Below are 12,516 nucleotides of genomic sequence, written 5' to 3' on the forward strand. Positions count from 1 at the left end.
GTCATGCGCAAAGATTTCAGAGAGTTCGAACGCGGTCAGGTCTTGCTCGCAAATGGGCAATTGCACATTATTGAAACAAGGAACTGCTGGTTTCGAGATCAGACTGCACGGCCCGACAGCGACATATAGGGCCAGATCTGGAATTACGTTAGATCCAGTCGAGTGTTTTTATTGTCACAGCGTCTTTCTGCCGTAACCATTTTTACCACGCAGGTTAGCCGAATTACACAAATGGCATAAGACGGGAAAACCCGCACACCTGCATTCCAACCAGGGAACAGTGGGAATAACAATGACCATCAAATCAAAGTTTTTGAGCACACTGGCTGCTTTGTCCTTCGTGGGCAGTGTCCAGGTCGCTTCCGCCGCAGACGAACTGACTGTCGCCTACTTCCTCGAATGGCCCATGCCGTTCCAGTATGCCAAGGCAACCGGCATGTATGACGAGGCCCTCGGCGTGCCCGTCACCTGGGTGTCGTTCGATACCGGCACCGCCATGTCGGCAGCGATGGCGTCAGGAGACGTCCAGATCGCCGTCAGTCAGGGCATTCCTCCCTTCGTCGTCGCAACCTCCGCCGGTCAGGATCTGGTCCTCACGGATATCGCTGTCAGCTACTCCGAAAACGACAACTGCGTGGTTGCCGAAACTCTTGAAATCGAGAAAGGCAATGCGAAGGAGCTTGAAGGCAAGAAAGTTGGCGTTCCGATCGGCACAGCAGCGCACTTCGGTTTCCTTGAGCAAATGAAACACTTCGATGTCGACGTTTCGACCATGGAAATCGTCGACATGGCGCCTGCGGATGGCGCTGCTGCATTTGCCCAGGGCAACCTGGACATGGTGTGTGGCTGGGGTGGTGCGCTGCGTCGCATGAAAGAGCATGGCAACGTTCTCTTGACCGGTGCGGAAAAGGAAGAGCTCGGCATTCTCGTATTTGACGGCATCAGTGTTCCTGCTGATTTCGCCTCCGAGGAAAGTGAACTTCTGACCAAGTTCCTTAAAGTAACCGCAGACGCCAATGCCATGTGGAATGCCGGTGACAAAAAGGCTGAAATGCTCGAAGTCATTGCAAAAGACGCCGGTATGGATCCGGCTGACGCAGAAGCTTCGCTCTCAACCTTCACCTTCCCTTCTGTCGATGAAGCCTTGAGCGACAAATGGATGGGTGGAAACGTCCAGAGCTTCATGCTGGGTGTTGCCAAGGTCTTCCAGGATGCCGGCTCCATCCCGCAGGCGCTTGACACCTATGTCGACACGGTCGACTCCAGCCATCTGGCCGCGACCAAGAGCCAGTAACACGCATTTCCTGCATTACGTGGGGCGGCCACCCGGCCGCCCCATTCTTTCAACGCTCAAGCTGCAGGAGACGGCAGGCTATGGACGGCCTTCACATTGAAAATCTATCCATGCGTTTCGATTTGCCCAACGGAACGTATGTTCAGGCTCTGGAAGATGTTTCGATCGAACTCGGCACTGGCGAGATCATGTCGGTTCTGGGACCATCAGGATGCGGCAAGACCACGCTTTTGAACATCGTCGCAGGATTTCTCGCCCCGACCAGTGGCCAGGTGCGCATGAATGGTCACGTGGTAACCGGACCTGGCGCCGAGCGCGGAATGGTTTTCCAGAAAGGGGCATTGTTTGAATGGATGAACGTTCGCAGGAACGTTGAATTCGGCCCCAGAATGAAGTCGATGCCAAAAGGAGAGCGCGACGATATCGTCGACCATTTGCTTGAAACGGTCGGACTACAGGATTTCAAGGAAAAAGCGGTTTATGAACTTTCCGGAGGCATGCAGCAGCGTGTTGCTCTGGCACGCTGCCTCGCCAATGACCCGGACGTCATACTGATGGACGAACCGCTCGGAGCGCTGGACGCCCTGACGCGGGAAAAGATGCAAGGACTGGTCCTGAAGCTCTGGAAGGAGACCGGCAAGACGGTGATCCTCATCACCCACTCGGTTGAGGAAGCCCTGCTGCTGGGTGAAAGGCTCCTGGTGATGGCTCCCCGTCCTGGCCGCATTCACAAGGAATACCGTCTTCCCTTTGCAGAACGCGGGGTTCTTGCCGATCTGCGAGAAGTCAAGAAAAGCGAAGGATTTGCCGAGACTCGGGAAGAAATCCTGTCGATGATCTGGGAAATGGAAGAGGAAATCATGGGCCGATCGGAGACCGCAGCATGACCGGACTTATCGTTTTCCTCATATATGCGTCTCTGTTCATTGCGGCGTACTTTCTCGTCACCTATGTCACCGGGCTTAGCCAGCGACGGCAGGATTTCACCAGCCTCAAGACAGTGACGTTCGGCGACGAAAGTGCGATCCGTCCAAACCGTGCGGCGTCCATCATCTCGATCGTCGTGATCTTCTTCATTTGGGGCGCGTTCACCGGATCAAGCCTGGTGCCCTTTCATGTTCCAGGTCCGTTTGTCGGTGAGACCAACTTCACCTACACGGTTACAAATGAAGCCGGACAGACCAACGAAGCTTCCGTCAATGTTGTGGTGCACGAAGTCGGCAACAAGATAAAAGCACCTGAACCGCCTCCCAACGATGGTTTCGCTCAAAACGATTCCGCAAGCGTCGGGGCCTGGAGATCCGTGCTGTTGAAGGTCGCACGAAACGACGGTGACGGTGCCAAGGTAACCGCCGTTGACGGAACGCCGATCGCTCCGGGTGAAAACGTACGCGTTGCGAATGGAACCGTCACCATGACGGCAAAAGGCTCGCTGAACTTTCAGCCCGATACCGGTTTGCAGATGGAGCCGATTTGGATGCCGTCTCCAGAAGCCGTGGTGGAGCGTTTCATCAGCATCGCCTCCGAAGGTTATCAGAACTTTACTTTGTGGGAGCATTTGGGCTGGTCGCTCATCCGGGTTATCGGTGGTTTTATCGCAGGTTCTCTCATCGGGATTCCACTTGGATACGCAATGGGTCTTTCAAGTTGGGTCCGTGGCTGGTTCGATCCGATTGTTGAATTCATGCGTCCGGTTCCGCCGCTCGCCTTGATCCCTCTTGTCATCATCTGGTTCGGCATCTGGGAAACCGGCAAGATCGTATTGCTGTTCCTTGCAGCCCTCTGGATCATGACGATTGCGGCAAGAGCAGGTGTCTCCGGGGTCAACATCTCCAAAGTTCACGCTGCCTATTCGCTGGGTGCCAACAAGCGCCAGGTGCTCAGATACGTTATTGTGCCGAACTCGCTTCCCGAAATCTTTACCGGAGCACGAGTTGCGATGGGCGTTTGCTGGGGAACGGTCGTTGCCGCCGAACTGGTCGCCGCGCAAAAAGGTGCGGGGATGATGATCATCGCAGCCTCGAAGTTTCAGCTCACCGATATCGTTATCATGGGCATCATTCTTATCGGGATTGTCGGCTACAGCATCGACATCCTGATGCGTATGGCCGAACGGGTCCTGGTGCCTTGGAAAGGCCGTTCATAAACTTCACCCGGACAGGGGAAACGCTTGCGTGCCGTTCCCCTGTCCGGGCAAAACAATTCACTGACACAATAGTCAGCCAGAACCTGATACCCCAAGGCTGGAGCGCTGAACCTGGCAGAAAATCTGCTTTTCGCTCGACACCTTGCAGCTTCTCGCCGTTGCCGCGCAATCGCAGCTTGTATTAGGAGGGTATGACCTGTGTCTTTCACCGACATAGTATTAAACATCTATATATAATTATATAATTCATTAAAAGTCGTTATGAATTAATATAGTCGGGTGATGTGCAAACAACCCCCAACTCATTTCCCTATGGCATCAATGAGGCCTCTTGAAGCCATGGGGACTTTTCTTGAAAGTCGAAATTTCAGAAATATTCGCTCAAGAATGCGGCATCATTCTCTTCCGCTATTACCATTAAGCCGATTTTATACATGAAAAGGGAGCCGTCGCGCCTCCCAATGTATAACAATTTCCTGCGACTTCAAAAACTTGCCGTTGTTAATCGATCCAGAGTTCATTCGTTCTTTGGCCTGATCGAAGCATGTGTCACTGCTCTTTTGATTATACCTATTATTATATATTTCGAATTTATCGAAAGAAAAATATAATTAACAAATCGTAAGAAATACAATTACCAACCCTACCCTTGATCGCAAACAAGCTTAGGGATCGAGATATACAATAAAAACATGAATGTATATTTCGACTTATCTAACAAGCGCAAAGGAGAGGACATGCCGGAGTAGGTTATCATGCGGAACCCAACAGTATGTGTTGTAATACCAGCTAAAAACGAAGCTCGAAATCTTCCATTGGTATTAAAGAAAATCCCCGGATGGATCGATGAAGTGATCCTGGTAGACGGGAATTCCGAAGATGACACAATTGCGGTTGCCCGCAACCTCATGCCCGGCATCAAAATCGTCTCCGAAGACCGCCCAGGTAAAGGCGCTGCCTTGAGATGCGGTTTTGCAGCTTCCCGCTCCGATATCATCGTCATGATAGATGCTGACGGTTCCATGGATCCGGCGGAAATACCTGCCTTTGTCGGCGCTCTGCTTTCCGGCGCGGACTTCGTAAAGGGGTCCCGATTCCTGCAAGGCGGCGGAACTGATGACATGGAATGGTATCGGCGCATTGGCAACTGGGGCTTTGTCAAGCTCGTCACCTGGAGATTTGGCGGCAGGTTTACCGACCTTTGTTACGGCTACATCGCATTTTGGCGCGAGAGCCTGCAGCGGCTTTCCCTTGAAAACGACGACGGATTCGAAATCGAAACCAGCATGAACGTGCAGGCTCTCCAGGCTCAACTGGCCATTTCGGAAGTTCCCAGCAAGGAAGCCCCTCGCGCCTATGGCGTCAGCAACTTGAGGACTTTCCCGGACGGTTGGCGCGTTCTGATGACGATCGCCCGTCTGGGATTGCCGCTTCCAGGCAGCCGTCTGGGCACCCCAGCGCCGATCAGCAACAGCCGACTGGCAACAAATTCAACCGATGTCCGCAACCCCAACCCCTGAGACTCGAGATGAGCACACCCGTCACGATATCGGTCGTTGTCTGTGCACATACGCTGGATCGGTTGCGCCACATCGGCGAGATGGTGTCCTCCGTGCGCGCACAGACTTACCCGGCGATGTCTCTGATTATCGTGTGCGATCACAGTGAAGCCCTCTTCAGGGTTCTCAAGTCCGAATTTAAAACCGTCGAAGTCATCAGGAACGAATACGAAAAAGGGCTTTCGGGCGCCAGGAACACAGGCGTCAAATGTGCGCTTGGAGATGTCGTCGCCTTTCTTGATGATGACGCGGCCGCAGACCCTTGTTGGCTGGAACAGATCGCGATCGCCTACGAAGATCCCGCTGTCATGGCCGTCGGTGGCTCCATTGCCCCTGCCTGGACAATCGGGCGGCCTAAATGGTTTCCCTATGAGTTCGACTGGGTCAACGGATGCAGCTACATCGGACTGCCCAGGGAACGACGCCCGGTGCGCAATCTGATCGGTTGCAACATGTCGGTTCGCCGAAACGTCCTGGAGCAAACCGGCGGCTTTCGATCCGGCCTGGGCCGTGTCGGCAACAACGCGGCCGGGTGTGAAGAAACGGAATTTTTCATAAGGGCCAAATCCCTCCTTCCCAACCAGGTTATTCTCTACGAGCCACAGGCCCGCGTTCGCCACCATGTGCCTCCTGCACGGTGCACCTGGAAACATTTCATGGGTCGCTGCCGGGCTGAAGGAAGGTCAAAAGCACAAATGGCTCGCCTGATCGGCCCTGACCGAGCCCTTTCCAACGAAAGAAGCTTCGCCTTCAAGACCCTTCCTGAAGGCGTATTGCGTAACATCGGTGAGGCTTTGCGCGGGGACTTGTCCGGCTTGGCCCGCGCTGGCGCAATTTTGACCGGACTGACCGTCACAACCGTTGCCTACTGCCGTGAACGTGTATGGTCCACAAGGGCCCAGCACCGCCCTCCGCCTCCGTTTGAGCCCATTCAAATCATTGACTGGGATCTGGGAAACCGTCCACCTTCGCGCCTTCAGGATCAACTGAAACCGGATGCGTGGTGTGGGGGCGCGTTTTGCCTGTTCAGATCCAAAGGCACCCCGATCGCCATCGAGGAACTGCGCTTCGACAGGTCCAGGAAGATCGATAATTGCGTAAGCGAAATTCTCGACCGCCTGCCGCACTCGAATGTTTCCCACCTGCTTAGAACACCTTCCGGTCCTCGCAGCCCGTGGGTAACTGTTGTCGTGGCGACAAGAGACAGACCTGACAGTCTTCTCAAATGCCTTGATAGCCTTCTGCAACAATCCTATTCGGCCATGAACATTATCGTGGTCGACAATGCTCCGTCTTCGAATGCGACTGCCGATCTTATTGCCGGAGTCTTCGCACCGAGCGGCCGTGTGCAATATGCGCGTGAAGATCGTGCTGGCTTGGGAACCGCCCACAACACCGGACTGGCGCTTTCGCTGGGGGACATCGTCGCATTCACGGACGATGATGTCATTGTCGATCCCAACTGGGTTGCGACAATTGCGTCTGAATTTTCAATATCTCCAAAAATCGGTTGCGTAACGGGCATGATCTTGCCCGCCGAGCTGGAAACACGGGCACAATATTGGGTCGAACGGCACGGTGGTTTCGGCAAGGGCGTGGACCGACGCGTATATGATCTGGAGGACAACAAGCCCGCGGATCCTTTGTTCCCCTATACAGCCGGCACCTTCGGCTCCGGGGCGAATATGGCTTTCAGGCGGAAGGCACTCGTTGAAGCCGGTGCGTTTGACGGCGCACTCGGCGCCGGAACTCCGGCACGAGGCGGTGATGACCTGGCCTCTTTCGTCGCTATACTCGAAGCCGGGTATCAGCTTGTCTATTCGCCCGGTGCAATCGTCTGGCACTTCCACAGACGCGCAGAAGCCGGCGTGCGCCGCCAGGCTTATGGCTACGGCGTCGGTCTGGGAGCATATCTCACCAAGCAGGTTTTCGATAATCCGGGCAAACTGTTTCTGCTCGGCAGAAAATTTCCCGCTGCCTTGACACATCTGCTTTCGAGCAAGTCTGAGAAGATGGTGCGGCTGCCCGATGACTACCCCCGCCACCTGATCTGGCGGGAGCGTTTCGGCATTCTTATGGGCCTGCCCGGATATCTCCAAAGTCGTTTCAAAACACGCCGCTCCATTTCCTCAAGAACGCGTTCGCAGGTTCTGGCGGGCGCAGACCCATCGCTGGAGTGATCGATCATGCGTACCATTCCGATCTTGATGTATCATTCCGTGGCCGACCAGGTAGACGCACGCTACAAGACATGGGCTGTGACCCCGTCGCGCTTTGCCAGCCAAATGGCTGCCCTGTCGGAGAACGGCTATTCTGTGTTCGGCATATCCACAATTCTGAGGCGGCTCGATGCCGGACTTCCACTTCCCCAAAAGTTTGTCGCGCTGACATTTGACGACGGTCTGCAGGATTTTCTGATCGGGGCTTTTCCGATTCTCGAAGAAAACAGGTTTCAGGCAACGCTCTATGTGGTCGCCGGCCGTGTTGCCAGCAGCAGCAACTGGTTGGCCACATTGGGAGAAGGCGACAGACCCATGTTGCGTGTCGAGGAGATAAGAGATCTTCATTTCAACGGCATCGAAATCGGGGCCCACAGCCTGACACATCCCGAACTCGACCTTTTGAATCGCAAAGCCTGCGAACGAGAGATCCGCGACAGCCGCCTCGTGCTTGAAGACATGATCGGAGCTCGCGTTTCGACATTTGCCTATCCGCATGGTTATGCCTCACCGACAACCCGGCAACTGGTGCACGAAGCCGGATACGCGTCGGCTGTGCGTGTTCGCCATGCGCTCTCCCATGCATCAGAGAACCGTTATGGACTTTCCCGTCTGATCGTCACTCAGAAACACGACCCAGAGGGATTGATCGCCTTGCTCGAGGGCAAGGGGATACCAACAGCGCCGCCTCAGGATCGCCTCGCCGGAACCTGCTGGCGAATTGCGCGGCGCATTCGCAACCGACTGAAGCCACCGCTGACCGGCGATGGCCCCTTTATGCCTGCTGGGGGACGGATTTGATGAAACAGATTTTTTGTTCGACCGCATTACAACGCGGCGCCTTGATCTTCGCAACCTGCCTTGCGACCGGCTTTGCCGGGAATGCTGCAGAGGCCACAAGCGGTTCCGGACAAACAGATCCGGCAATCTCAAAAGCCATCACGCTAATCGGCGACATGTACCTGGAAGGCACAATAGGACGGAGCGACGGCGCAATCGCACTTGCTTATTATCAGAACCTTTCGACCAGCAACGGCAGAATACTTGCTGCAATCCCTCCCGAAAAACTCATCACCAGTTCTGATGAGAACCCGCAGCCGGACAGCATAAGCGCAATCGGTGTTTATCAGGTGGCGGCGAACCAGGGGAATCCGGATGCTTTTTTGCGGCTTGGCGATCTCTATCTAGATGGCGATCTGGTTACGGCAGATCCGGAAAAGGCCTTTTCCTTTTTCGAGCAGGCAGCTGAATTGGGAAGTGAGACGGCCGCCGTCAACATCGGATTGATGATGATTGATGGCAACGGAACGTCCCACGACATCAACGGCGGTATCGCGCTCTTGTCGGAAGCGGCGGGCAATGGCAATGGCAGGGCATTGATGGCGCTTGGCAACATTTACAGAACCGGATCGGCAGAGGGGGTCGATATCGATGCGGCTCGCAGTTTCGACTATTACAAACGCGCTGCAGATGGTGGCAATATCGCTGCATCGCTTATCACCGCACGCATGATGATAGACGGTGAAGGGACTCCAGCCACACCAAAAAGAGGATATGAGATCGCTCATCAGCTTGCTGAAGCAAATGACCCTTCAGCACTGCTGCTCATGGGAGACATTCATCTGACCGGTATTGCAGACTTGCTGCCCCCCGATCCGGTAAAAGCCTATGAGGCATATTCCCTAGCCAGCCAGGCAGGCAGCACCACCGGGCGCAAGCAGACAGCCTTGATGCTGATCCGCGGTGAAGGTGTAGGTCAGGATCCGGACGCGGGCCTTGGTATTTTGCAGGAAATGGCCAAAGCCGGCGATGCGTCTGCAATGTATTCTCTTGGCCAGCTCTATGAGAACGGATCCGAAAATGCCGTCTCGGCAAACCTCCCAAAGGCCTTCGAATACTACAAGAATGCCGCGGCGGCCGACGACCCCAGCTCAAAGCTGAGAATGGCCTATATGCTGATCGAAGGCATTGGAACCCAACGGGACATGAAGGCCGGAGCTGCCATGCTTGAACTGTTGGTGATAGGTGGCAATTCTGACGCGAACCTGATGCTGGCTGAATATCACTCCGGCGCAATCGGGGAAGGACAAGCCCAGGACCTCAACAAGGCCTTCGGTTATTATCAAACCGCCGCGGCCGCCGGCAGCGGAACGGCGCGGGTGCAGGCAGCTTTGATGCTTCTGCGCGGTCAGGGAACAGAAGTCGACCAGCAAGCGGGCATGACGCTCCTGAAATCTGCAGCCGATGCGGGAGATCCCAACGCGTTGCTCACGCTCGGGACGGTTTACGTCTCTGGTGAGGCAGGAAAGATCGACGCGAATGCCGCGATTGCCGCATATGAAGCAGCCGCCGCACGCGGTGTCGCGATGGCCTATATCCTGCTTGGCGACCTTTACAGCCGCGGCGAAATCATTCCAGCTGATGGGGAGCTTGCCGTTCTCTACTACAAGAAAGCGGCAGGTATTGAGCCTCCGGCTGAAGTCAGTCCGATCAACAACGCCAACACTCAATGACAGGGATAATCTCCAGTCTGCTTCTTCATGCGGTGCGCCATTGGGCGCGCTGCATGCAGGTGCTTCTGTTGATGTTTATCTGTTTTCACCTATCCGCTGCCGAGGCAGAAACACCATCCCGATCGCTTGAGGCTTCTGCCCTCTCTCGATTGGGCGAACTGATCCTGGACGGCAGGTTGTTGCAATACGACCCATCGCAGGCGCTGGTCTATTTTTCCAAGGCAGCGGAACTCGGTGATCGGACGGCGCGGTTGCGCATGGCGGAGATGTCTCTTCGCGGAATTGGAACGAAACAGGATATTGAAAGCGCTCTTCAGGAAATCAAAACGATTGCAGCAGAAGGCAGTTTGAGCGCTCATGTAAGTCTCGGCGATATTTATGCTCTCGGCTATGCCGGTTTCATTGATCTTAACGCCTCGCTCGCAGCATACGAAAAAGCTGCCGATGCGGGAAACATTACAGCAGCCCTGCGCCTTTCTGAAATCTACCGATACGGCCTGTTCGGCAGAAAGGACCCAAGGCGCTCTTACGGATATCTCGCCCGAGCAAAGGCCCTCGGAAATTCCTATGCGCTTTATCTGATGGGCACAGGTTTGGTCGAAGGAGAATTCAGACAGGTTGGGCGTCCAAGATCAGGCTTGGAAATGTTCCGGGAGGCTGAAAAGAGAGGTGTCGCAGACGCGACAATTGCACTGGCGATGCGGCGGGATAATCGGGCCGCGCAACTGTTACCCCGGAGCAAACTGCTCAACAAACTTGCCGGCATGGCTGACAACGGCAACCGGGAAGCGGCACTTCGCCTATTCGACTACTATCTCGATCCGAAAAACTGGGGGTCCCGCTACCTGTCTGCCAGAAACATCAGAATGGCGCGCGCGCGTCTTGAAAAAATCGCAGGACGCATCGATCCGGGTGAATTGGAGTATCGCGAACTTCTTCTCGACATCCTGTCCGCGGAAAAGGCCGCCTATGCTTCACTTTACGATCGGATCGATACAATTCCGCCGCGCAGTCGCCCAAGCCTGCTGAGGAGAACTCTTAGAAGCAATCCGAATGCTTTCTTCTATTTTGTTCAAATGCGTCTATCTGAAACCGGTTTTTTCCGAGGGCGGCTGGATGGACTTTTGAAACGAAGGACGATTTCAGCAATTATGAACTACTGCGCATCCCTGGGTGTTAAAACCATGTGCAGGCGCGGACCTCTCTCGGTTCAGACGACACGTTTGCTCATTCACGCGTTTTGAATTTTTGAGCAAAATTCTGCAGAATTCGAGTTGACGTCCAATATCACGCCAACTTCCTGGCCCGGCTGTGCAATTTGAGGTCACAGGCTTGCAGAACCACACCCATCTTCTCCAAATTGGACAAAACTATGAACAATTTTTCCCCAAATTTAAAGATTTAGTCCTAAAGCTCTAGATGACATCTACGGCATTTTTTAATATTATTGCGAGGTCGTGGAAATTAGCAAAATACAGTAAATGACATCCCCATCGCAACGGGTCGCTGTGCTCGTCTATTTTTAGATTGAAAGGCTAACGGGATGGAAAGTGGGCAGCATCTAACCGACTACTCGGACGCTCCGCCTGAGTATGATCGGAAGTATCAACCAGAAGACACATTCTGGTTTCATCTCAGAATGCTGACAATGCAAGATCTAATAGATAAGAAGAATGCTACGAATCTGAATTACCATAGAGGTAATCCAAACATTACCAACTAAGCGACCATTCAAACGGAATAGGTTTGCGCGGTAAGGGCATTTCATTATTACGCAGGCCTTCTTTTGCAAGGAGACCTGCGAAAGGTCGGGCTTGTCTATCGCAGAGCGAGCAAGACCGCCGACCTCCTATCGAAGCCGGCGCTCATTTGAAGGGCATACCGGAAAGAAAGCAGGCTGGCTTGAAGCTACGCAAGCAGCTGATCGTTTTGTCGACACATAATGAAGTCGAAGCAACCTGGTCACAGGTCACTTGAGCCTGCGCGCGAACATCATTGAACGCCTCACAGAAGCATGCTCAAATCACCGAGCAAACTCTATCTTTCCAGGCGGCGTCGATCATCGGCGTCCTGAATTTGAAAAAACGCTGCTGCTGCCTCAGTCCGGTTGGACACACCCATTTTCGAGATGATGTGGTGAATGTGCAGCTTTATTGTGTGTTCGGACAAATTCAGATTAGCGGCGATAGTTTTGTTTTGCTGCCCTTGCGCGATCAGAGCAAGCACCTCCCGCTCCCGCGGTGTGAGAGCACCGACGGCATGATGATCGCCGGTCTGAACGACTTCCTCAGTGTTTCGTGTTTTTTCAAGCTGCATATTCCGGTCAATCTCCAACAGCTCGACAAGGTCGGGCGGCATGTAAGATCCACCATGCAACATGATCTGCACGGCAAACAGCCACAGATCCAGTCTCAAATTCATGGGCAGGATATTGTGAATTACTCCAGTTTTGAGACATTCGCGAATATACTGCTTGGAGTGATAATCACCGTTGAAAGTCAGACACAATCCGGTATTGGGGTATTTGTCCTGAAACTGTCGAAGGTTGGTTGTATTAGCCACCCCATACGCCTCGTCAATGAGGATCAAATTCGGGTAGGCATCATCATGATCAGCGGTACGGACCAGGTTTACCCAGTCATTGGTAATATGCACCGCCAGATCAGGAAGTTCCCTGACCAGGGCATTTTCGAGTGGGTTAGGCAAACGATCACCAGGCCCTATAAAATATAAATAACGCAATTGGTTCGACATTTGTGGCCTCCCGAGTTTTTGTCATTTTTTT

Annotated in this window: 9 protein-coding genes; 8 read left to right on the forward strand and 1 reads right to left on the reverse strand. The window is 53.9% G+C overall.

Translation table 11 applies throughout. From position 1 onward, the window contains the following. The first annotated feature begins 292 nt into the window (after positions 1–292). The 8 genes from K5905_RS01940 (at position 293) to K5905_RS01975 (ending at position 10,975) form a co-directional block, all read left to right on the forward strand. Positions 293–1,294 (forward strand): ABC transporter substrate-binding protein, encoded by a 1,002-nt coding sequence (locus K5905_RS01940; RefSeq protein WP_297579671.1) that lies wholly within the window; start codon positions 293–295, stop codon positions 1,292–1,294. Between the two features lie 80 nt (positions 1,295–1,374). After that, on the forward strand, positions 1,375–2,181 hold the full coding sequence (locus K5905_RS01945; RefSeq protein ID WP_297579674.1) for a taurine ABC transporter ATP-binding protein: 807 nt from the start codon (positions 1,375–1,377) through the stop codon (positions 2,179–2,181). After that, positions 2,178–3,440 (forward strand): ABC transporter permease, encoded by a 1,263-nt coding sequence (locus K5905_RS01950; protein WP_297579677.1) that lies wholly within the window; start codon positions 2,178–2,180, stop codon positions 3,438–3,440. Before K5905_RS01945 ends, K5905_RS01950 begins: the two co-directional genes overlap by 4 nt. 755 nt (positions 3,441–4,195) lie before the next feature. Further along, positions 4,196–4,960: a glycosyltransferase family 2 protein gene (locus K5905_RS01955; RefSeq protein WP_297579680.1), complete on the forward strand. Its 765-nt coding sequence runs from the start codon at positions 4,196–4,198 to the stop codon at positions 4,958–4,960. Between the two features lie 8 nt (positions 4,961–4,968). Continuing rightward, positions 4,969–7,179, forward strand: a complete 2,211-nt coding sequence (locus K5905_RS01960) for a glycosyltransferase (protein WP_297579682.1) — start codon at positions 4,969–4,971, stop codon at positions 7,177–7,179. Between the two features lie 6 nt (positions 7,180–7,185). Beyond that, positions 7,186–8,019 (forward strand): polysaccharide deacetylase family protein, encoded by an 834-nt coding sequence (locus K5905_RS01965; protein ID WP_297579685.1) that lies wholly within the window; start codon positions 7,186–7,188, stop codon positions 8,017–8,019. Continuing rightward, positions 8,019–9,731 (forward strand): SEL1-like repeat protein, encoded by a 1,713-nt coding sequence (locus tag K5905_RS01970; protein ID WP_297579688.1) that lies wholly within the window; start codon positions 8,019–8,021, stop codon positions 9,729–9,731. Before K5905_RS01965 ends, K5905_RS01970 begins: the two co-directional genes overlap by 1 nt. Before the next feature lie 71 nt (positions 9,732–9,802). Next, entirely contained in the window at positions 9,803–10,975 is a 1,173-nt protein-coding gene (locus K5905_RS01975) for a tetratricopeptide repeat protein (RefSeq protein WP_297579690.1), read from the forward strand. Between the two features lie 793 nt (positions 10,976–11,768). Here the strand turns inward: K5905_RS01975 and K5905_RS01980 are convergent. Then, positions 11,769–12,485 carry a helix-turn-helix transcriptional regulator gene (locus tag K5905_RS01980; RefSeq protein ID WP_297579693.1) on the reverse strand — a complete coding sequence of 239 codons (717 nt, stop codon included), beginning with the start codon at positions 12,483–12,485 and terminating at the stop codon, positions 11,769–11,771. Between the last annotated feature and the right edge of the window lie 31 nt (positions 12,486–12,516).

The sequence above is a fragment of the Roseibium sp. genome (assembly GCF_025698965.1).
Lineage (GTDB): Bacteria > Pseudomonadota > Alphaproteobacteria > Rhizobiales > Stappiaceae > Roseibium.